Source organism: Alloalcanivorax profundimaris (assembly GCF_015265435.1).
Lineage (GTDB): Bacteria > Pseudomonadota > Gammaproteobacteria > Pseudomonadales > Alcanivoracaceae > Alloalcanivorax > Alloalcanivorax profundimaris.
The window spans coordinates 132,590-154,498 of record NZ_JABJWH010000040.1; the positions used below are offsets into that span (position 1 = coordinate 132,590).

Here is a 21,909-nt window from a genome sequence, read left to right on the forward strand (position 1 = left end):
ACCGCTTTAGCCGCGATCCTCACCCAGGCTGCTATTCGGTATCACCATCCGGCCGGTCGGGCTCATCGGCGGGCGCGGTTTCGTCCTTGTTGCCGTCGCCATCCGAATCGCCCTGTTCCTGGGCCTGCTCCGCTTTGGCTTCCACTTCCTCGGCGCTCTTCTCCTCGCCGATGCGGTAGGCGGCGAAGCCGGCGTGCACCACCTGGTTCACCGCCATGCCCAGCACGCGCCCGTCGTAGGGGGCGATGATGGCGCTGCCGGTATTGCTGATCGGGTCGGTGACGGTGCCCAGGATCTGGCCCTTCTTGACCTGATCGTTGAGTTCCACCTCGGAGAGCAGAATCCCGCCCTGGCCGGCCCGAATCCATTCAGACTCATAGAACACCGGCTGCGGCGCCCCCCAGAAGCGGCTCGCCTTGCGCATGTCCAGGTTCTCCAGCAGCGTCTCCAGGGCCTGCACGCCGTAGTCCACCGCCTCTTCCTCCAGGCGGTTGGGGCCGCCGGCTTCCATGGTCACCGCCACGATGCCTTCGTCCACGGCGGCGGCGCGCAGCATGCCGTCCGCCGGCGGGCTGTGCAGCACGGTCATGCCGCCGAAGTGCTTGGCGAAGGCCACCACCCGGGGATCCTCCAGGTCGGCGCGCAGCTGCGGCTGGTTGATGCGTTTCTGGGAGCCGGTGTGCAGGTCCACCAGGTAGTCGCAGTGGCGCACGATGTTCTCGAACAGGGAGTACGCCACCCGGCTGGCGGCGCTGCCGCTCTTGCGGCCGGGGAAATAGCGGTTCAGGTCGCGGCGGTCGCTGAGGTAGCGGGAGCCGTTGCGGAAGCCGTCCAGGTTGACGATGGGCACGCCCACCACGGTGCCGGCCAGTTCGTCGGGCTCCAGCTCGTACATCAGCCGGCGCACCATCTCGATGCCGTTCAATTCGTCGCCGTGGACGGCGGCGGTGAGGCACAGATGGGGGCCGGGTTTGGTGCCGTGGGCCACCAGCACCGGCACCGGGGTGGCGATGGAGCGGAACGACTGGTCCGGGGTCCAGTAGAGGGTGTCGAAGGTGCCCACCGGCACGCTCTGGTCGAGCAGCGTCAGGGGCGCCACCGGGTCCGGCGCCGGCGGCATGGCCGGCTCGGGCTCGGCCTCGTCCTGGTTCGCGGCGCTTTCCCGGGCTTCGCCGCCGTCGTCATCACGGTCTTCATCGCGGCGCGCCGGCGGGCCGTCCGGGTCCTCCGGGCGTGGTGCCGCCTGGTCGGCGGTGGCCGGGGCGGCGTGGCGGCCGTCCTCGTCCTCGCTCTCATTGGCCGCCAGCGGCGCGGCCAGCGCCAGCAGGGAAAGGGCGATGATGGCGTTCTTCAGCGGTTGCCTCGGGGTCACGAAACACATCCTCCTCGCGGCCCGGGATCGCCGGGCCTTCTATGAGGGCCGCTGGTCCAGTTCTTCCCAGCGGCCGTAGTGGTCGTTGAGTGCCTGCTCCAGCGTCTGCAATTGGCGCTGGGCGGCGGCGATGTCCTCCGCCGGACCCTTATAGATGTCCGGGTCGGCGAGCCGTTCCTGGGCGGCGTCGAGCTCCGCTTCCAGGGCTTCGATCTTTTCCGGCAACGCCTTGAGCTCGAGCTGTTCCTTGTAGGTCAGCTTACGGGCTCCGTGGTCGTCCGCCGCGGAAGCGGGCGCGCTTTTTACCTTCGTTTCGGTTTTCGGCGCGGCGGCGGGTTTGACGCCCTCCGCCCGCGCCGGTTCCGGACGCTGGCGCAACCAGTCCTGGTAGCCGCCCACATAGACGTGGGGATCGCCGTCGCCCTCGAACACCAGGGTGGAGGTGACCACGTTGTCGATGAATTCCCGGTCATGGCTCACCAGCAGCAGGGTGCCCTGGTAGTTCACCAGCTGCTCCTCGAGCAGTTCCAGGGTTTCCACGTCCAGGTCGTTGGTGGGTTCGTCCAGCACCAGCAGGTTGAACGGCCGGGTGAACAGCTTGGCCAGCAGCAGCCGGTTGCGCTCGCCGCCGGACAGCGAGCGCACCGGCTGGCGGGCCCGCGCCGGCTCGAACAGGAAATCCTGCAGGTAGCCCATGACATGCTTCTTGCGGCCGTTGATCTCCACCACGTCGGAGCCTTCGGCCAGGTTGTCGAGCACGCTCTTGTCGCCGTCCAGGGTGTCGCGCAACTGGTCGAAGTAGGCCACCTGAAGCTGGGTGCCCGGTTTCACGGTGCCGTGATCCGGCTCCAGGCGGCCCAGCAGCAGGCGGATCAGCGTGGACTTGCCGCAGCCGTTGGGGCCCAGCACGCCGACCCGGTCGCCGCGCATCAGGGTCAGCGAGAAATCCTCCAGAATGCGCTTGCCGCCCAGCTCGCAGGCCAGGTGTTCCGCCTCGATGACGATCTTGCCGGAGCTGTCGCCCTGCTGGATTTCCAGGCCCGCGGTGCCCTGGCGGTTACGGCGCTGGGCATACTGCTCGCGCAGGCTCTCGAGGGCGCGCACGCGGCCCTCGTTGCGGGTGCGCCGGGCCTTGATGCCCTGGCGGATCCAGCGTTCCTCCTGGCTCAGTTTCTTGTCGAACTCGGCGTTGGCGCGCTCCTCGTTGTCCAGCGCCGCCTGCTTGCCGGCCAGGTACTTGTCGTAGTCCCCGGGCCAGCTGCTCAGATGGCCCCGGTCCAGTTCGATGATGCGGGTGGCCAGGGCGCGGATGAAGGCGCGGTCGTGGGAGATGAACACCAGGGTGGCCGGGTAGGTCTTCAGGAAGCTTTCCAGCCAGCGGATGCTGTCCAGGTCCAGGTGGTTGGTGGGCTCGTCGAGCAGCAGGATGTCCGGCTCGCGCACCAGGGCCCGGGCCAGCAGCACGCGCCGCTTCATGCCCCCGGAGAGACCGGCGAAGGCCACCTCGCCGTCCAGCTTGAGCTTGGAGAGCACCGTCTCCACGCGCTGGAACAGCTGCCAGGCGCCGCGCGCCTCGATCCGGTCGTTGAGGGTCTCGAAACGCGCCATGGCGTCCTCGTCGCCGCTGGCCAGGGCGCGGCTCAGGCGGTCGTGCTCGTTGAGCAGCTCGCCCAGCTCGCCGAGGCCGCCGGCCACCATGTCGTGGACGCTGTGGTCCTGGTCGTCGGGCACTTCCTGTTCCAGGCGCGCCACGGTCAGTTCCCGGGCGGTTTCGATCTGGCCGTCGTCGGGCTGCTGTTCGCCGGTGAGCACCTTGAACAGGGTGGACTTGCCGGTGCCGTTGCGGCCCACCAGGCACAGCCGTTCGCCGGGTTCGATGGCCAGATTCACCTGGTCGAGCAACGGCTGCTCGCCGTAATGGAGGTCGAGATCACGAAGGGTAATAAGAGGCATGTAGGGACGCGGGTCGCGGTAATGAATAAAGCGCCCAGTGTAACACCTTGCCGGGTGGAAGGTGGTGGTGTGAACCGGCGCACAGTGAAGGCCGGCGTCATGAAATCTCAACGGTTCTGTAACCGAGCCCGTCGAGCATGGCGCCAGCCTTTTATTCGCTGGAGAATGGATCATGCGCGGATCGCTGTTTTCGCCTTTTTTGCTGTTTTCGGGGGCCCTGGCCCTGTTTGGCTGTGCCGGTGACGACGACCGGGTGGAAGTGACCACCGAAGTGCCTGTGGAACTGAACCAGGAGAACCGGTTCATCACCGACCCCTTCCTTCAGATGCCCACCAGGGACTCGGTCAACGTGGTCTGGTTCACCACCTTCCCGGGCACCGAACATACCCTGCATTATGGCGAGGGTCGTACCGCGGCGGCGGACACGACCAAGCTGTCACGGATGATGGAAGACGCTTCCTCGAAGCAGTTTGGCAAGACCTATGAGGGCATCGCGGAGCGGCCGGTGTATCGTCACGAGGCCACCGCCAGCGACCTGGCGCCCGGTGAACGGATTGATTATCACGTCGCCAGCACCGACGACAATGGCCACACCCTGACCAGCGAAACCTTTTCGCTGGCGGCGGCGCCCGGCAAAAACCAGCCGTTGAAAATCCTGCTGACCTCCGATCTTCAATTGAAGAAAAACGCCGCCGCCAATTATCAGAAGGTGGTGGAAACCGTGGGCCGTCCGGACGCGGTGTTCTTCGCCGGTGACCTGGTGAATGTGCCCGATCGCGCGTCCGAATGGTTTGATCAGGCCTCGGACAACGCGCCGGCCTTCTTCCCCACCCTGCAGGGCCGTTATCAGGAATTTCTGCCCGGCTACCCCTACACCGGTGGTGAGATTCTTCAACACGCGCCCTTGTTCGCCACCATCGGCAACCATGAGGTGATGGGCCGCTACACCCATGACGGCAGCGCCGACAGCGATTACACCCTCGGTGGCGCCTTCGGTGACCCGCAGCCGCGCTGGTACGCCGCCATTGCCTATGAGCAGCTCAAGGACCAGGTCAATCCCACCGGCGACGAGGACATTAAGGCGCAATGGATCGCCGACCATTCCCACAACCATGAAAGCTACCGGGAGATTTTCAGTTTCCCCGATGGCGGCCCGGCCGGTGAGGATTATTACGCGGTGGCGTTCGGCGATGTGTTCCTGATTTCCATGAACGTCTCGAGGATCTGGCGTTCCTGGAGCGTCAGCGGCACCGGACGAAGCAAGTTCGTGGAAACCCTGAGTGAGCTGGAGAACCCGGAGGCCTGGGGATTCGGCGAGTTCATCTTCGAGCGTTTCGACAAGGAGTCGGAACAGTACCGTTGGCTGCAAGAGGTGCTGCAAAGCGATGCCTTCAAGCAGGCCCGCTACAAGGTGGTCATGGCGCACCAGGGCGTTTTCGGCCTGGGCGACAACACCGTGCCGGTGCTTGCCGAGCCGGTGATGCAATTGGTGGAAGTGGAGAATGGCGAGGAAGTCATCACCGAACTGCCGTTTCCGATCAGCGCCGATCAGTGGGAGCAGCAGGTGCGCCCGCGTCTGGATTCCGCCTCCCTCAGCGAGGTGCGCTACCAATACCCCCTGGAAGAAGACGTCTGGTACCGCGATATCGAGCCGCTGCTGATCGAAAACGGCGTCGATCTGGTGCACATCGGCCACTCCCATCTGTGGAACCGGGCCGAGGTGGAGGGCATGCATTATCTGGAAAGCTCCAACGTGGGCAACAGCTACGGGGCTTACTACCAGGACAACACCGGCAACTACACCAAGAACGTGCGTTCCAGTGGCGCTGATTTCTGGGACGACGTGAACGGGCCGAACCCGCGCTGGAGCATCGACGACTATGCCCCCAACGGCGACCCCCAGGGGCGGACCATGGCCCTGCCCACCGAGTTCAGCCCGATGAGCTGGGAGGACGGCGGCTATCCGGATCTGCCGTTCGTGGCCAGCAATAATCTGAGCGTGTTTTCCATTCTCGAAACGGACACCGGGCTGGTGAAGAGCTATGTATTCGACCCCGCCGACCTGAACGGCGAGGTGCAATTGTTCGACCAGTTCTCGATCGTCAACTGACGAGCCGGCGCGCGGCCCGCCGGGGCCGCGCGTGAAGGCGAATGTCGCGGATGAACAATTGAAGCGGAGACCGAATTACGCCTGTATAGGACGGGCATACCAAAAACAACATCCCAGGGAGGGAATCATGAAACGGATGCTCATCGGTTTGCTGGCCGTGGCCTGCGTCTGCCCCACCGCCCAAGCCTTCAAGCAAGAGACCCATCGCCGCCTGGTGGAGGATGCGGTGGCCTATATGCAGGCCCATCCGCAGACCACCGGTTACGCCGACCTGCAGGCGGTGGCCAGCGCCGCCGGCTACACCGTGGCCCAGTTCGCCCAGGTGCTCGGTCAGAGCGCCTACGACGTGGACGACTTCCAGGACACCTACTTCTGCGGCGCCATCACCGGCGACTGTGTCTACGCGCCGGTGTTCAACGCCGGCAGTTCCCTGGTCAACTACACCTCCTACTGGCACTTCCAGAACCACACCCGGGGGCCGGACGTGCACGGCAACGACCTGGGCGGTTACAACTACGACAAGCTCACCGTGTCCGGCGACATCGACAACCTGGCCGCCACCTGGCTGGTGGGCGATTACCTGGACGACGGCCCCGGCGGCATGACCGGCTGGTGGTCCAACGACGATTCCGAGTACGACACCTACGGCATCACCGAGGCCAACTACCGCCAGGGCACCACCTCCTCGAAATCCATGTACGACGATTTCGAGGAAATGCCGTTCCAGCCGCTGGATAACCTGGCCCAGTACTGGTACGACCAGTTTCTCGCCAACCCCACGGCCCAGAGCCTGGGCTACGCCCTGCACGCCACCGACGTGGTTCAGCCGCATCATGTATGGACCACCTCGGCGCTCAACCACAGCGGCTGGGAAGGCTGGGTGGCGGATTACTACGACAGCGAGGACCTCAACGACGAGACCCTGGTGACCCAGGCCCTGTCCAGCTACACGGCGCCAGGTGGCGGCACCACGGACATCCGCCCGCTGCTCACCCAGGGCGGCGACATCGCCTACGCCAACGGCGCTCTGGTGCTGTCCAGCACCGATCACTCGGATCGGGTGCAGGTGGCCCGGGTGGTGGTGCCCCACGCCATTGCCCTGGTGGTGCACCTGCTGGGCCACGCGTCCGCGCAACTGACCCAGTAACCCATGGGCATGCGCGCACCGCGCCGCCGCGCCCTGGCGCTGGCGGCGCTGCTGATGGTGGCCCTGGCCGGCGCCACGCCCCGGGATCCGGAGGTGGTGGCGGAGGTCGACGGCGCCGCGCTGACCCGGCCGGTGCTGGCGGTGTTCCTGGCCTCGGCCCGCCTCCATGACGACCGAGTGACGGCCCGCCAGGTGCTGGCGGATCTGGTGGACATCCATCTGATGGGCGCCTGGTACCGGGAGAAGCACGCCGTCGACCACGGGCCGGCCCGGGTCGGCTACGACCGCGCCACCCGTGCCGACCGGGACACCGCCGCGCTGATCCGGGTGGCCTACCGGGACGCCCTGGCGGCGGCCCTGGACGCCCACGGCTGGGACTCGCCGCTGGACGCGGTGGCGGGCCCCTGGCACCTGGACGCCGACAAGCTGGTGCCCATTCTCACCGCCGATTCCGGCCTGCGCCTGGCACTGAACGAGCGCCAGCGCGCCGCCGCCCGGCGCTGGGTGGTGGCCCGTTACCGCTTCCCCGGCGGCGAGGAGCGCCGCCTGACCCTGGCGCGGCTGTACGACGCCCAGAACATTGCCCTCAAGACCCGCTTCCACAATCTCGACGGCGCCGCCATGGCGGACGCCGCCGGAGCCTGGGTGCGCCGCGCCTTCGTGCTCGACTGGTTCGAGCGCCGGGCGCCGCTGGAACCGGCGGAGCGGGACTGGATCCGGCAACTGGTGCTGGACCGGCTGGACCAGCGGGCGCTGCTGCGCGCCCTGGGCCTCAGTGACGATCCCCACGACGACAATCTGCGGCTGCGGGAAGTGGCGGAAACGATTCCCGACAAGGACATCCGCCGCTATTACCAGTTGCACCGCGAGCACTTCCGGCGCGTGGAGAAGGTGCGCGCGGCGCGTCTGTATTTGCCCGATCAGGCGCTGGCCGACCGCGTCCATCAACGTCTGCAAGGCGGTGAGCCGCTGGCCGAGGTGGCGCGGCGCCACGCCGACCGGCCGGGCGTTAGCTATCAGGCCCCGGCCTGGTTGCAGCGCGGCGACCCGGACGCCTGGCTCACAGGCTTCGCGTTCACCGTGGAAGAGGGCGCGGTGTCACCGCCGGCCCGGGTGCCCGGTGAGGCGCGCTGGGTGATCGTGGCGGTGGACCGGCGGCGGGAAGGGTTCCAGGCCGCCGACAGTGAGGCGGTGCGTTACCAGGCGTCGCGGGTGCTGGCCCGGGAGCGCTTGCGGGAACGGCTGCGCACCGGTCTGGCCCGGCGCCAGGCCGCCGCCCGCGTGCGGTTTTACCTGGAGCCGTCGCCGTGATGTGGCGGGCGCTGCTTCTGGCCGCCGCCTGCGCCGGCCTGGCCGGGGCCGCGGTTCTGTGGCCCGCCGGGCCGGCGACGCCCCCGGCGCCGGCGGTGGCCGGGCCCGATCCGGAAACGCCACCGCCGCCGGCCGTCACGCCCCGGTCGCCGGTGAGCCCGGTGCCGGCCCCGACCGCGCGGGACCGGCCGCCACCACCAGCGGAGCGCTCCGAGCCGGCGGCGGCGGAAGGCGTGATCGCGCCCCGGGTGCGCCCGGAGGCGGCGGAATCCCTGCGCCGGGCGCGCCGCGACGGCGATCCGCGCACGCCGCCGGTGGCGTCCCGGGAACCGCGGGTGCCGCCGCCCCAGGACGTGCTCGATGACCCGGAGCGGTACAGCCGTTATGAGCAGGGGGAAAGAATGGCGGTGTACGCGTCCTTCATGGACGCCTCCAAGCGGCGCATCGGTGAGCTGGAAGATTTGGTGGCCCGGGGCGAGCGGGACGGCCTGCCGCCGGAGCAACTGGCGGAAGGGCGGCGCAAGCTGGAAGGCTTGAAAGCCCGCCGCGAGGAATTGCTGTCCCGGTTCCCGGAGCTGGCGCCGCCGGACCCGGACTGACCCGCCTGGCCGGAGGGTCGCTTCAGTGGCGATCAACGGCGGTGCCACCGGCCATCGCGACTGAAGTCGCTCCTACACTACAGCACCACCCAACCTACGGAGCGGCGCTGGACGCTACCTCGTAGCGTCTTGGCGTGGTCCCCCTTCCGGGACCCTGTCAAACAGGATGTTTGACCGGGAGTCTCCACGGACGGATTCACGACGTTCCCGGAAGGGGGACCACGCCAAGACGCGGCCCCGATGGAGAGGCCTCCGCCGATTTCCCGCCAACCGTGATCAGGCTTATTCCTCTCCTCCGTCGCCGACGCCCTTGGGCGGCTCGTCGCCATCGTGGTAATGGCTCCGGGTATTGCCGTAATGGCCCCGGGTGTCGCCGCCCCGGCGGGGTGTCTCCGGCGGCTCGCCGCCGGCTTCCAGGATCTTGACGTCGTCGGTGGTGGAACGCAGATGCACGTCGATCTGGTTGAAGGCGATTTCCACGCCCCGCTCCCGGCAGGCCGCGTCGATGGCCTTGTTCAGTTCGTCGGTGGCGAACAGGATGTCGTTGATCTCGCCCAGGTAGACGCGCAACTCGTGGTCCAGGGTGCTGGAGCCGAACGCCATGAACAGGATCAGCGGTTCGGGATCGGTGAGCACCCGCTTGTTGTCCTTGGCCACCTTCACCAGCAGATCGTGGCAAGCCTGCAGGTCGGAGCCGTAGGCGAAGCCCACCTTGATGGTCAACCGGGTGACGGTGTCCGACAGCGTCCAGTTGATCAGACGCTCGGTGACGAACACCTTGTTGGGGATGACGATTTCCTTGCGGTCGAAATCGATGATGGTGGTGGCGCGGATGCGGATGCGGCTCACCGTGCCGGACAGGTTGTCGATGGTGATCACGTCGCCGATGCGGATCGGCCGTTCGAACAGGATGATGATGCCGGAGATGAAGTTGGCGAAGATCTCCTGCAGGCCGAAGCCCAGCCCCACGCCGAGGGCCGCCACCAGCCACTGCATCTTGCTCCAGGACAGCCCCAGCGAGCCCAGCGCGATGATCACGCCGAGCACGATCACCAGGTAGGAGAGCAGGGTGGTCACCGCGTAGCTGGAGCCCTGGCGCAGGTTCAGCCGCGACAGCAGCAGCACTTCCAGCAGGCCGGGCAGGTTCGCCACCAGCATGAAGGTACCGGCGCCGATGGCCAGGGAGGTGATCACGTCGCCCAGGCTGATCGGCGTGTTGGTGGCGTTCAGGCCGCTGCCCTCGGTGCTTTGCCAGAGCACGATGGTGTCGGTGTAGGAGAAGGCGTTGATCACGTCCGCCCAGACCCAGTAGAGCAGCACGCCGAACAGGCCCAGCAGGGCGAGCCGGATCAGGCGCAGGGATTGCTGGTTGATCTGCTGCAGGTCGAGCTGGGGTTCCTCCACTTCCACCCCTTCCACGCTTTCCTTGTGTTCCGCTTCGCGGTCCGCCACGGCGCGCTTGTAGGCGAGCCGCTGGGCGGCCACGGCCAGGCCGCGCACGGCGGTGGCGTCGAGCAGGATCCACAGCAACGACAGATAGAAAGTGTCGATCATGCGTCCGGACAGACGCACGGCGGTGAAGTAGTAGCCGGCCACGATCAGCGCCACCATCACCAGCGGCACCCCGGCGCACAGCATCACGGCGGCGCCGCGCACGGTGCGCGAGTAACGCCGGGCGCGGTAGGCCAGGGCGGCCCGGGACAGGGTCACGCTGATCACCAGCAGGCCGGCGACCATGGTCACCAGGCCGATGCGGTCGTTGCTGAGCTGGGCCGGCCATTCCTCGCCGAAGGCGATCACCAGGGTCATGGGCACCATGGTCAGCCCCACCACCAGCAGTCGCCGGCGCAGGATCAGGTTGCCCTCCGCCTGCCAGCGGAAGTGGCGCTGGGCGATGCCCTTGGGCGCCAGCAGGCGGTAGCAGAGTTCGAACACCAGCCACAGCAGGGCGATCTTGGCCAGGGCGGCGCCCAGCACCGTGCTCAGGGTGCCGGGCTGGCTCCACAGGCCCCAGGCCAGCAGGCCGATGGCCAGGGGCACCGGCGCGCTCATCAGAGTGGTGAACACGATGGCCACCGGCGTATGGCGCTGGCTGTCGCGCTTGAGAAAGCCGATGTCGCCGTTGAGCGCGCGCAGCCGGGCGCGCAGCCGGCGCCGCCACAGCCACAGCAGGCCGGCGAGCAGCAGCGGCAGGAACAACCAGGGCCATTTGCTGTTCATCAGCTCGGCGGCGTCGTCGCCCAGCCGCTGCCAGGGAATGGCGCCCATCTGGTCGCGCACCTGGGTGGGGAAATCGCGAATCCAGGCCGGCAGCGGCTGGGTGCTGGGCATCCAGAAGGTCTGCTCGGAGATGGTGTCGTGCAGGTTCTCGGTGATCTTGCGCAGCTGCTCCTGGGACAGGTTCAGCCGCACCAGGATATTGAGCTTGCGGCCCAGCTCCTGGTCGAGCTGGTTGAGCAGTTCCACCCGGGTGTCCGCCAGGCGGCGCAGGGCGTCGTCCAACTGCTGGCGTTCCGCCGGGGGCAGGTTGTCGGTGTTGTCCACCTGGAGCGGCTGGTTCTCCAGCTCCTGCATGGCCTGGCGCAGGTCGAACTGGGCCAGGCGGGTGTCGCTGATCAGCTTGTCCAGACCTTCCTGGGGGTGATACTCCGGCAGGCTTTTCTGCTGCTCGTAGAGAATGCGCGAAAGCAGCAGGCTGCCGTCGAGCATGCGGATCTGATCGTTGACCGTGCTGGACAGCGAGCGCGCCCGGTCGAGACGGGTTTCCGCGCTGATCACCTCGCGGATCAGTTCGTTGACCTCGTTGCTGGTCTGCTTGAGCTGATCGCGCAGGCCGTCGTTGCGCTCCCGGGCCTGTTTCAGGCGCGGGTGGTCGGCCAGGCCGGCGGGCAGGTCGGCCTCGTCGTCGCCGATCTCCGTGCTCAGGCTTTCCTCGCGGCGCTCGTTGATCATCGGCTGGAGCACGTCCAGACGCTCCTGAATGGCCGCTTCCTGGGCTTCCAGCACGCGCTTGTTGAGCCGTGACAGTTCCTCCAGGGTGCTGGCCACGGACAGTTCCTGGTTGCGCAGTTGAATGCGCGTTTCCAGGGCGGTCAGCTCGGTTTGCAGGCGGGTTTTTTCCGCGTCGTCCAGGTTGTCTTCCTGGCGGTTGAGGCGCTGGCGGATTTCGTCCATCCGCGCCAGGCTGTCGCTGATGGTGGTCTGGGCCCGTTCCGGCAGGGTCTGCGCCCGGGTCAGCTCGCTGCTGACCTTGGCCAGTTCCTGCTGGTTGCTTTCCAGGGCGTCGAGCTGGTCGCTGAGTTCCTGGACCAGGGCGGCCAGGGACAGGGAGCGGTATTGTTGCCGCCAGTCCTGCTGACGCTGGCGGCGGGCTTCGTCCAACTGGCTGTTGAGGCTGGCCCGGCGGCGCGGCGCTTCCGCCTTCTCCTTCTTGAGCGCCTCGATCCGTTCCCGGTTGGTGTCGATCTCGCGGCGCAGTTCCAGGGTCTTTTCCAGGGTTTCCCGGTGTTCCGGGTTGTCCTGCCCGGCGGCGTCGTTCTGGCCGCCATTGTCACCGCCGCCGTCGCCGCCGCCGGCCAGCTGTTTTTCCAGATCGGCGATGCCGGGCAGGGTGAAGTCAGCGGGGGTCTGGGCCACGGCCGGGTGCGCCGCGCACAGCAGCCCCAGCAGCAAGAGTCGAATCCACACGGGCGTTGTCTTCCGTCGTTTTTTGCGCAGCTTAGGCGTTATTACGCCGTATTACGATAGCCACCGACGGCGCCCGGGTCAGCACCCCTCGCCGCCGGTGATTTCCTCGACACTGTCGGCCACGTTGTCGCTGTCCGGCGCCAGCGCGCGGGCCCGGCACACCGCCTGCCGGGCGCCGTCCCGGTCGCCGGCGGCGCGGCGCGCGTAGGCCAGGTTGTTCCAGGCCGGCGCCAGCTCCGGCGCCAGGGTCACGGTGCGCTCGTAGGCGTCCCGGGCCGCGTCGTGGCGCTCCGCCGCCCACAGGGCATTGGCCAGGCCGAAGCGCAGCCGGCCGTTGTCCGGGAAGCGCGCCACCGCCGCTTGCCAGTGGGCCAGGGTGTCCTTTTGCATCGGCGCCAGGGCGCGCAGCAGGGGCTCCGGTCGCGCGCTGGCCGGCAGCTCACCCGCCGGCAGCAGCACGAAGCCCCAGTATTCCGCCCGCGCCCAGGTGCGCAGGAAACGGTTCCAGTGGCTGGTGGTGGCTTCCTTGGTGCCGCTGTGCAGCACGATGCGCTCGCCGCCGTCGCGGTAACCGATCACCACCGCGTAGTGCCACATGGGCCATTGCGGCAGGGCCAGGTTCTGCAGCACCAGCACCGGATGGCCGGCCTGCACTTCGGCGAACAGGGCATCCGGGGATTGCACCGGGTAAGCGAGCAGGCCGCGGGCGCGGCCGGCGGCCTTCAGCTCGATGCCCAGAGCGCCCTTGCGCTCGGGCAGCCAGACTTCGTCCACCAGCGCTTCCTTGTCGCCGGGCAGCCGGTTCCATTGCAGCATCATGCCCAGGGCGGCCGGGCCGCACTGGTAGGCGTCCTGGGCGATGAAGGGCACGTCCAGGTATTGCTGGGGAGGGTGTTCCGCCTCCTGGGGCGGGGGGACGGTCTGGCAGGCCGCCAGCAGCAGGCCGAGCAGCAAGGCGGCGGCCACGCGGCCGCCGCGCATCAGGGGCAGGGGCATCACCCGATCGGATCGATGACCGGGAACACGTCGGTGGCGCCCAGCAGATCAAGCAGCACCAGAATCAGGATCACCGCCAGAATCACGCCCACCACGCCGCTGCCGGCGGGCATCTGGTCGGATTTGGTGGCCAGTTTTTGCAGCTCGGAGTCGCTCAGGCGGCTCAGGCGCTGCTGCACGTCGTCGCGGGTAACGCCGTTGTCGGCGAGCACCTTGGCGGCGGCGTCCCGTTCCATGAAACGCATGACCTTCTGTTCCATGGCGGCGCGCTGTTCATTGGCGACCATGCCGTCGGTGGTGACCATGGCGGCCTGGGCGGCGGGGACGAACAGGCCTTGAGTGATCAGCATGACGAGGGCGGTCAAAGCGCCCGTGATGGACTTTTTCATTGGCATCGCTCCACTTGAAATGATGGCCAAACACTAGCATGGGCCGCCGTCGTGCAACGTCATGGTGGCGGAAGCTTTGTGATTTTTTACAGTCAGTTCACCGACTTGCGTGGCGGGCACGCGGTGGCGGCGCAGCGCGGCCAGGGCCGCCGGAGCGCGTTCCCGGTCGATGCTGAACAGCAGCCCGCCGCTGGTCTGCGGGTCGGTGAGCGCCGCCAGGCGCGGGTCGTCGGTGGCCACGCCGTGGTGCTCGCAGCGGGCCAGCACCTGGTCGTTGGCCGGTTTCAGGGTGCTGGTGACGCCGGCCTCCACCAGGGTCAGGGTGCCGGGCAGCAGCGGCACCGTTTCCAGATTCAGGCGGGCGTCCACGTCGCTTTGCTGGCAGATCTCCAGCAGATGGCCGAGCAGGCCGAAGCCGGTTACGTCGGTGCAGGCGCCGGGCCGCGTCCCGTCCAGGTCGCCCAGGCCGGCCAGGGCCTCACGGGCCGCACCGTTGCCGGCCAGCATGGCCTCCAGGGTGGCGTCCAGCCAGGGGCCACGGGCGCGACCGTGCATCAGGCTGGCCAGCTGGATGCCGGTGCCCAGGGCGCCGGTGAGAATCAGGCACTGGCCGGGCCGGGCGCCGCCCTTGTGCCACAGGGCCTCCGGGGCGGCGGCGCCGTTCACGGTGAAGCCGGCGGCCAGCTCCGGGCCCTCGATGGTGTGGCCGCCCACCAGGGTGCAGCCGGCCCGGTTCAGCTCCGTCACGGCACCGGCCATCAGTCGTTGCAGGTCGCGGCCCTGCAGGCGCGGATGGTGGCGTGGCACGCACACCGTGGCCAGGGCGGAGTGGGGCGTGGCGTTCATGGCGTACAGGTCGCTGAGGGCGTGCAGGGCGGCCACCCGGCCAAACACGAAGGGCTCGTCCAGGAAGGCGGGAAAGTAGTCCAGGGTCTGCACCAGGCGTTGCCCGGCCGGCCAGCGGATCACGGCGGCGTCGTCGGCCTGGTCGACGCCGGCCTCGATGCCCTCGCGCACCGCCGGTTGCAGCCGCTCCAGGGCCTCGCCCAGGGCGCCGGCGCCGATCTTGGCGCCGCAGCCGGCGCAGTGGGGCGCCGCCTCGGCGGCGGGCGCTGGCATCGGCGGCAAGGGTTCGTCGAAACGCGCCATGAAACGGCGGTCGATGCGGTCCTTCCAGCGCCACACCCAGGGGCCGGCCACGGTGAGCAGCGGCCCGCGGCTGCCCACCGCGTCGCGGTCGCCGGCGGACAGCAGCGACAGGAAGCGTTTCTGCGGACGGTAGGCGCGCAATGCCCGCCCGCCGGCGGCGGCGGCCAGGTTGTGCGCCAGGGTGCGCGCCTGGCGCACCGCGTAGACGCCGGCCTTGGGCAGCCCGCCGGGGAAGGCGGCGCAGTCCCCGGCGGCGAAGATGCGCTTATCGGCGGGGCTGCGCAGCCGTTCGTCGACGCGCACGAAGCCGCGCTCATCGCAGGGCAGGCCGCTGGCCGCCAGCCAGGGCGCCGCCTTGACGCCGGTACACCAGAGCAGGAAGTCATGGGCGACGGTGTCGTGGTCGAGGATCAGCCGGCTCGCCTCCACCCGCCGCACCGGGCTCTCGGTGCACAGCCGCACGCCGTAATCCGCCAGGCGGCGCGCCATCCGCCGGCGCACGGCGTCGGGGTAGCCGGGCAGCAGCTCGCCGGCGGTAACCAGCGTGAGCCGCGCGGCCAGGCCGTGATCGATCAGGGCGCGGGCCACCGCCAGGATCATCTCGGTGCCGCCGGCGCCGCCGCCCACCACCGAGATCGCCAGTTCGTCGGTGCGGTGATCCAGGTCGGCCAGCAGCGAGCGCCAGCGATAATGGAAGTCGCTCACCGGTTTCACGGGTACGGCGTGGGCGGCGGCGCCGGGCACGGCGTCCAGGTCCGGGGTGGCGCCCACGTCCAGGCTCAGCCAGTCGTAGTCCAGGGTGGTGCCGTCGTCCAGGGTCAGGCGGCGGGCCGCCGGGTCCAGGTCGGTGACCCGGGCGCGCACGAAACGGGCGCCGCTGGCCTGGCACAGCCGGCGCAGGTCCACGTGGGTTTCCTCCAGCGTGTAGTGGCCGGCCACCAGACCGGGCAGCATGCCGGAGTAGGCCGCCAGGCTGTCCGGGGACACCAGGGTGAGCCGCAGGCCCGGTTCCCGGTTCATGGCCAGCATGCGCAGGGCCAGGGCGTGGCTGTGGCCGCCGCCGACCAGGACCAGATCCCGGTCCGCCGGGGTACTCACTGGGTTCATGGGGAATCCTTTTTGGAGCCGAGGCGGCGCCCTTCGCCGGCCAGACGCAAACGGGCGCGCAGCCAGCGGGAGAAAGCGTCCACGGCAAGGTTCAGGCACACGGTGGCGAGGATCAACACCAGGGTGCGGTCGAAGCGGAACTCGGCCACGCTGGAGTCGATGTAGAAGCCCAGGGTGTGGATGCCCAGGATACCCAGCACGGCGGTCTCGCGCATGATGATTTCCCAGCGGTAGAGCAGCAGGGCGAGAAAGGAGGGCGACAGCCGGGGCAGCACCTCGTAGGCGTAGCGGTTGACGCCCCGGGCGCTGTCGGCGCGCAGCCGCAGGCCCTCGCTGAAGCGGCCGGTGAGGTGGGCGATGATGGCGCCGGTGTGCAGCGCCAGGGCGAGAATGCCCGGCAGCATGGACGGCCCCAGGATGATCAGCAGGAAGAACGCCAGGAAGAACTCCGGCGTGGTGCGCAGCACCACCAGCAGGCCGTGGCCCAGCAGCCGGGTGGCCCGGTTGCCGAACAGCGGCGAGCGCAGCGGAAACAGCAGCAGCGCCAGCACCGCGGTGAGCAGCAGCGCCGCCATGCCCAGCACCAGGGTATGCCAAAGCCCAGGACCCACTTGCTCGCGCCACAGCATCCAGGCCCAGTCGCCCAGGGCGGCCCAGCCCTGATCCCGGGCCAGGGGCGCGGGCACCAGGTCCTGGGTGACGAAGCGGGCCAGGGTGGCCCAGTCCCCCTGGCCCAGGGGCGGCGCCCACAGCAGCGCGGCCAGCAGATAGACCGGCACCAGCCGGGCGCGCAGCCACAGCCGCTGGCTCAGGATCAGGGCGAACAGCACGTAGAGCAGGCCGGCGCCCTGGGCGTACAGCCCCTCCCGGAAGGCGGTTTCCAGGTGGAAGCCCAGGGTCGGCAGGCCGATGAAACCGAGAATCGCCGAGGCGCGCAGGGCGCACTCCAGCCGGTAGGCGGTGTAGGCCCGGGCGTCGGCGGCGATCAGTGGCAGGCGGGCATAGAACAACGTGCTCAGGCGCCGCCGTTGGCGGGGCAGGCTGGCCGCCGGCGCCGGGTCCGCTTCCTCCAGCATTTCGCCGAACACCTTGGCGAAGATGCCGGCGTAGGGCAGGGCGATGGCCAGCACCCCGGTGAGCGGCGACAGCCCGGCCACCTGCATCAACAACAGCCCCCAGAACAGCTCGTGGACGGCGCGCACCGAGGCGGCGGCCGCGCGCACCGCCCGGCGGTGCCAGAACAGCGCCAGCAGGAAGCCGCCGGCGGCGCCGAACGCCACCCCCTGGAACGCGAACGCCAGTGTATTGGCCAGGGCGCGGCCCAGTTCAGCGGCGGCCAGGCCGTCGTCGCCGAGCCACACCGGGGCGAGGAAGCCCCGGGCCACGCGCAGCAACTCGGCCCCCGGGGCGGTGCGGGTCACCGCCAGATCGGCGCAGGCGAAGGCCAGCAAGCCGGCCAGCAGCAACCAGCCGCTGGCGCGGCGCCAGCCGGCGGCGGTGGTGGCGGGCCGGGCACTCATGGCCGGTACAGCTCGTCCAGGTCGGCCAGGGTCAGGGCCGCCGCCGGGGCATCCAGCACCAACTCGCCGTGGCGCAGGCCCAGCACCCGCTGGAAGCAGGCCAGGGCCAGGGCGCGGTCGTGCATGGCCACCACGGCGGTGTCGTGGGTGGCCAGGGCCCGTTGCATCAGCGCCAGGCCCTGGTGTTCGTCCAGGTTGGAGACCGGCTCGTCGCCGAGCAGCACCGGGCGGCGGGTATACAGGGCGCGGCCCAGGGCGGTGCGCTGGGCCTGGCCGCCGGACAGCCGGTCGACGCTGGTGAACAGCTTGTCGGCGAGGCCCAGTTCGGCGGCCAGGGCGCCCACCTCGGCGCGGTCGGCGGCGGCCGGGCGCAGCAGGGTGCGCAGGTTGTGCCAGGTGCCGTGGCGGTGCAGGCCGCCCATGTAGATGTTGTGGAACACGCTGAGCATGGGCACCAGGGCCTGCTCCTGGGGGCACCAGGCGCACAGGGCCTGGCGCTGTTCACGCAGGGCGGCCAGCAGGGTGGACTTGCCGCTGCCGGAGGCGCCCAGCAGAGCCACGGTTTCGCCGCGCCGCACGCTCAGGTCCAGGGCGGCGAACACGGTGGCGTCGCCGTGGCCCAGGCGCGCGCCGTGGAACCGGAACAGAGCCTCGCTCACCGCGTCAGTCCAGCAGGCCGATGGCCTCGGCGGTGTCCTCGATGGCCTGGTAGTCGTCGTTGGACGCCGGCACGAAGCGGTGGCGCGGGAAGGCCTCCAGCAGGGCCGGGTCGTCGATGGCCAGCAGCGCGTCGGTGACCCGTTCGGTGAAGCCGTCGCCGAAGCGCTCGTCCAGGTCGCCGCGCACGGTCCAGTGGTAGTCCGGGTAGGGCGGGGTTTCCCAGATCACGCGCACTTTGTCGGTGTCCACCTTGCCGTCCTCCAGGGCCCGTTCCCAGACCTTGTAGTTGAGCGCGCCGGTGGCGTAGGCGCCGCTTTGCACCAGGGCCAGGGTGCGGTTGTGGTCGCCGCTGAAGCCGACCTTGTCGATCAGCGCCTGGGGCGCGGCGCCGAACCGTTCGCGGAAGAAGTACTCCGGCATCAGGCGCCCGGAGGTGCTGCCCTTGGAGCCGAAGGTGAACGACGGCTGCTCGGCGAACGCGTCCGGCAGGCTGTCGCCGGGTTCCAGGCCGGTGTCGGCGTGGGCGATGAAGTAGGACTTGAAGGCGGTGTCCTCCTCGCCCTGGGCGACGGCCCGGGAGCCGGGCACCAGGCGGCGCGCCTGGACACCGGACAGGCCGCCGAACCAGGCCATCTGCACCTGGTCGTTGCGGAAGGCGGTGACCGCCGCCGGGTAGGATTTCACCGGCACATAGTCCACCGGCACCTCCAGGGTTTCCTCCAGGTAGTCGGCCACCTGGCCGAAGCGTTTTTCCAGCTGGGATTCATCCTGATCGGGAATCGCGGTGAACGTGAAGGTGGGCGCCTGTTCGGCGGGGCCGCAGGCGCTGAGCAGCAGGGCGGCGCCGGCGGCGGCCATCAGGGTACGGGCAACCCGCGAGGCGCGGGTGGCAATCGGCAAGGGCATGGTCGTCTCCGTTCAATGGGGAGTCGGGCCGGACCGTTATCAACGCCCGCCGCTGGTCCGGTCAGCGCGGCGGGCCGGTTTTCTTCAAGCGTCGCGCAGGAACGCCAGCACTTCGTCCCGCGTGCCCTGGAACAGGATATCCCCGTCCCGGTGCTTGCTCATCATGTAGTCGTACATGGGATCGTAATAGCCGGCCAGCAGATCGCGGATCCAGCCCCGGTGGGCGTCACTCTCGCCGTGCCGGCGCTGCTGCTCCAGGGCGTCCGCCAGGCGCCGGCGCAGGTCCTCGTGCCGGGCGCCGCCCAGCCGCCTGCGGATGCGGTCCATGGCTGCCAGCAGATCGCCGGCCAGCCGTTCGAAGGCGTGGGCCGGACCGTAATGGCGCCGGTATTCGTCCAGCGGGCCGAGCACATAGTCCTCCAGGGTCACCTGGACCCGGGCCTCCAGGGGTTCCTCGATCAACACCCGGGGCGCGTCCTTGAGGCGCGCCTGCAGGCGCGTGGGCAGGAAGCAACGGCCGATGAGCTTGCTTTCGTCCTCGGCCACCACCCGCTCCACCCCGCGGTCCGCCAGGCGCAGCAGGTCGATGGCGAGCCGGTTCTCGAAGTCGATCTGGGTGGGCTGGCCGCCGGGGCGGCGGCCGAAGGCGGAGCCACGGTGATGGGCCAGGCCCTCCAGATCCACGGCGTTGTCCAGTTGCCGGATCACCCGGGTCTTGGCGCAGCCGGTGCGCCCGCCCAGCACCCACAGCGGCTGGCGGGCGAGCTGGGCGTCCAGGCTTTCCAGCAGGAAGCGGCGCATGGCCTTGTAGCCGCCCACCACCAGGGGAACGTCGATGCCTTCGTTGGCCAGCCAGGCCTGGGTGGTGCGGCTGCGCAGACCGCCCCGGAAGCAGTACAGGTAGCCGTCCGGGTGGTCCGCCCGCCATTGCCGCCAGGCGTTCAGGCGGGCCCGTTTGACGCGGCCGCTGACCAGCTCGTTACCCAGGTCGATGGCGGCGGCCTGGCCGGCCTGCTTGTAGCGGATGCCGACCTTGTGCCGTTCGCCATCGTCGAGCAGGGGCAGGTTGGTGGCGCCGGGGAAGGCGCCCTTGGCGAACTCCACCGGCGCGCGCACGTCCAGCAGCGGGGCGCGGTTAAGAAAGAGGGCGCGGTAGTCGCGGGTATCGTCGGCCATGGCGCCAGCGCGGCGGTCAGTCGCCGAGCAGGCGCAGCTGACCGGTCAGGTGGGGTTTGACGCCGTCCCGGGCCAGCACCCGGAAATCCAGGCCGCCGTCCACGTCTTGTTGCTCGAACTTCACGGTGGCGGGAATGAACATGGGCAGCTTGAACTGCACGTCCACCCGGAACGCCTCCTCCGGCAGTTGCTGCTGCAACTGGCCCAGCGCGCGGGCCTTGGACCACATACCGTGGGCGATCTGGCGCTTGAAACCGAACAGTCTGGCGGTGAGCGGGTAGAGGTGGATCGGGTTGCGGTCGCCGGACACGGCGCCGTAGCGGCGGCCGGTATTGCCGGGCACCTTCCATTCGATGGTGTCGGTGGCCGGGGTGGGCTCGCCGGACGCTTTTTTCTCGTCCTTGCGGCCGTGGCCGCCACCCCGGAAGAAGTTGATCGATTCGCTGGACCAGACCCGCTCGCCGGCGGTGCTGACCACGGTGAAGATGGAGAACTCCCAGCCTTTTTCCACCTGATTCAGGTTGCCCAGGGAGCACTTGATGTTGAGCTGCTCGCGCTCGGCGATGGGGCGGTACTGGGTGATGCGGTTGCGCACGTGCACCAGGCCCATGGCCGGGAACGGGAAGCCCTCTTCCATCATCAGCGCCATGTGCAGCGGGAAGGCGTGGATGTGCGGGTAGGTCACCGGCAGGCGGCCGTCGGCGCTGAATCCGCAGACCTTGCGGTAGGCTTTCAGGTGCTTGCTGTCCAGGCCCACGTCGTTGAGGCGCAGCCCCACGTTGGGCAGGGTCGGACTCTTGCCCGGCTTGACCCCGGCGCGCAGCACCGCCTTGGCGAAATTCACCGGCATCGCCGGCGCGTGGCGGAGTTCGCGGAAGTGGACTTCACTCATAGCAGCGTCCTTGAATCTGTACAAAAAAGGTCCGGAAAACTATGGGGACAGTATAGGCAGCGCTCTGGAGCGTCTGATTGGCCGTTCCGCCTGAAAGGTTGCTGGTAGAGCCTATTATTTGCCGCCGGCCGTCGCTCAGGCCGGCGCGCCGGTCTCGGAACGCCATTGGGCGACGCCGAAATAGATCAGCCGGACCTGTTTTTCCGCCAGGATCAGCATCTCCCGCTGGCCGGCCTCGTCGTCCTCGTCCAGCTCCAGCATCTCCTGGGTGAGCGCCACCACGCTGTTGACCACCAGGGACGCCATCATCTGCAGATCCTCGGCGCTCACCTGCACCAGGAACGGAAAACGGGCCATGTCCATGGCCAGCTCGCTCACGAACAGGCGGATTTCCCGGCGGATCGCCTGGCGCATGGTGGCGGAGCCGCCGTACAGCTCCTTGGACACGAACAGGAAATGGGTGCGGTTGTTGCGCACGTAGGTGAAGAAGGTCTCCATGGAGCCCCGGATCATGCGCTCGTTGGGCAGTTCCTGCTGGCGCACCTCGCGCATCATTTGGCGCAGGGTGCGGAACGACTCGTCCAGCAGGGTCAGGCCCAGGGCGCTCATGTCCGGGAAGTGCCGGTAGAAGGCGGTGGGCACCACGCCGGCGCGTTTGGTCACCTCGCGCAGGCTCAGCGAAGAGAACGGGGCCTTGCGGGCCACCAGGTCCAGGGCCGCGTCCATGAGCGCCTGACGCGTGCGTCCGCGCTTGGGCCGCCGCCCGCGGGCCGGCGTTTCTCTGCTCATGGTCTGGCTCCCCGATGGTGATTGTTATGCGCGCCGTCCACGGCGGTCACCTTTCGGGCCGCCGAGGGCATGACGTTGGCAATGGCTCCTGGCCATTCATGTAAACCTGAATTTTTCGCCATGTTATTCAAATTTCTCTCCCGGAT

16 protein-coding genes are annotated in these 21,909 nt (G+C 68.9%); 4 read left to right on the forward strand and 12 right to left on the reverse strand.

Features of this window, described 5'->3' with window-relative positions:
* Positions 1-31: 31 nt before the first annotated feature.
* Both HMJ39_RS18080 and HMJ39_RS18085 read right to left on the reverse strand, forming a co-directional pair.
* Positions 32-1,372, reverse strand: coding sequence for a succinylglutamate desuccinylase/aspartoacylase family protein (locus HMJ39_RS18080; RefSeq protein WP_323370938.1), 1,341 nt, complete (start codon positions 1,370-1,372; stop codon positions 32-34).
* Positions 1,373-1,411: 39 nt separating this feature from the next.
* A complete protein-coding gene (locus tag HMJ39_RS18085; RefSeq protein ID WP_194298379.1) occupies positions 1,412-3,325 on the reverse strand; it encodes an ATP-binding cassette domain-containing protein in 1,914 nt (637 codons plus the stop codon).
* A gap of 172 nt (positions 3,326-3,497) precedes the next feature.
* Between HMJ39_RS18085 and HMJ39_RS18090 the strand changes: the two genes are divergently transcribed.
* The 4 genes from HMJ39_RS18090 (at position 3,498) to HMJ39_RS18105 (ending at position 8,492) form a co-directional block, all read left to right on the forward strand.
* Positions 3,498-5,435 carry a purple acid phosphatase family protein gene (locus HMJ39_RS18090; protein WP_194298380.1) on the forward strand — a complete coding sequence of 646 codons (1,938 nt, stop codon included), beginning with the start codon at positions 3,498-3,500 and terminating at the stop codon, positions 5,433-5,435.
* A 127-nt stretch (positions 5,436-5,562) separates the two neighbouring features.
* Positions 5,563-6,582: a phospholipase C/P1 nuclease family protein gene (locus HMJ39_RS18095; protein WP_161383640.1), complete on the forward strand. Its 1,020-nt coding sequence runs from the start codon at positions 5,563-5,565 to the stop codon at positions 6,580-6,582.
* 9 nt (positions 6,583-6,591) lie between these two features.
* Positions 6,592-7,893, forward strand: a complete 1,302-nt coding sequence (locus HMJ39_RS18100) for a peptidyl-prolyl cis-trans isomerase (protein WP_194298381.1) — start codon at positions 6,592-6,594, stop codon at positions 7,891-7,893.
* Positions 7,893-8,492, forward strand: coding sequence for a hypothetical protein (locus HMJ39_RS18105; RefSeq protein ID WP_194298382.1), 600 nt, complete (start codon positions 7,893-7,895; stop codon positions 8,490-8,492). The genes HMJ39_RS18100 and HMJ39_RS18105 overlap by 1 nt, the downstream gene beginning before the upstream one ends.
* A gap of 282 nt (positions 8,493-8,774) precedes the next feature.
* Here HMJ39_RS18105 and mscK read toward each other — a convergent pair whose 3' ends face one another.
* From mscK to HMJ39_RS18155, 10 genes are all read right to left on the reverse strand, one after another.
* On the reverse strand, positions 8,775-12,179 hold the full coding sequence (mscK, locus tag HMJ39_RS18110) for a mechanosensitive channel MscK (protein WP_323370939.1): 3,405 nt from the start codon (positions 12,177-12,179) through the stop codon (positions 8,775-8,777).
* Between the two features lie 78 nt (positions 12,180-12,257).
* Positions 12,258-13,175, reverse strand: a complete 918-nt coding sequence (locus HMJ39_RS18115) for a PA2778 family cysteine peptidase (protein ID WP_228462457.1) — start codon at positions 13,173-13,175, stop codon at positions 12,258-12,260.
* Entirely contained in the window at positions 13,175-13,525 is a 351-nt protein-coding gene (locus tag HMJ39_RS18120; RefSeq protein ID WP_267130501.1) for a PA2779 family protein, read from the reverse strand. Before HMJ39_RS18120 ends, HMJ39_RS18115 begins: the two co-directional genes overlap by 1 nt.
* 72 nt (positions 13,526-13,597) lie before the next feature.
* Positions 13,598-15,820, reverse strand: a complete 2,223-nt coding sequence (selD, locus tag HMJ39_RS18125; protein ID WP_194298383.1) for a selenide, water dikinase SelD — start codon at positions 15,818-15,820, stop codon at positions 13,598-13,600.
* Complete coding sequence (locus HMJ39_RS18130; RefSeq protein WP_194298384.1) at positions 15,817-17,340, reverse strand: PhnE/PtxC family ABC transporter permease; 1,524 nt, start codon at positions 17,338-17,340, stop codon at positions 15,817-15,819. Before HMJ39_RS18130 ends, selD begins: the two co-directional genes overlap by 4 nt.
* Positions 17,337-17,999 (reverse strand): ATP-binding cassette domain-containing protein, encoded by a 663-nt coding sequence (locus HMJ39_RS18135; RefSeq protein WP_323370940.1) that lies wholly within the window; start codon positions 17,997-17,999, stop codon positions 17,337-17,339. Before HMJ39_RS18135 ends, HMJ39_RS18130 begins: the two co-directional genes overlap by 4 nt.
* Positions 18,000-18,003: 4 nt before the next feature.
* Positions 18,004-18,858 carry a putative selenate ABC transporter substrate-binding protein gene (locus tag HMJ39_RS18140; RefSeq protein WP_161383682.1) on the reverse strand — a complete coding sequence of 285 codons (855 nt, stop codon included), beginning with the start codon at positions 18,856-18,858 and terminating at the stop codon, positions 18,004-18,006.
* Positions 18,859-18,990: 132 nt separating this feature from the next.
* Positions 18,991-20,082: a tRNA 2-selenouridine(34) synthase MnmH gene (gene mnmH, locus HMJ39_RS18145; RefSeq protein ID WP_194298385.1), complete on the reverse strand. Its 1,092-nt coding sequence runs from the start codon at positions 20,080-20,082 to the stop codon at positions 18,991-18,993.
* 16 nt (positions 20,083-20,098) lie between these two features.
* Positions 20,099-20,974: a MaoC family dehydratase gene (locus HMJ39_RS18150; RefSeq protein ID WP_194298386.1), complete on the reverse strand. Its 876-nt coding sequence runs from the start codon at positions 20,972-20,974 to the stop codon at positions 20,099-20,101.
* 135 nt (positions 20,975-21,109) lie between these two features.
* The gene (locus HMJ39_RS18155; protein WP_161383632.1) at positions 21,110-21,763 is read right to left on the reverse strand and encodes a TetR family transcriptional regulator; all 654 of its coding nucleotides are present in this window, start codon (positions 21,761-21,763) and stop codon (positions 21,110-21,112) included.
* Positions 21,764-21,909 lie beyond the last annotated feature (146 nt).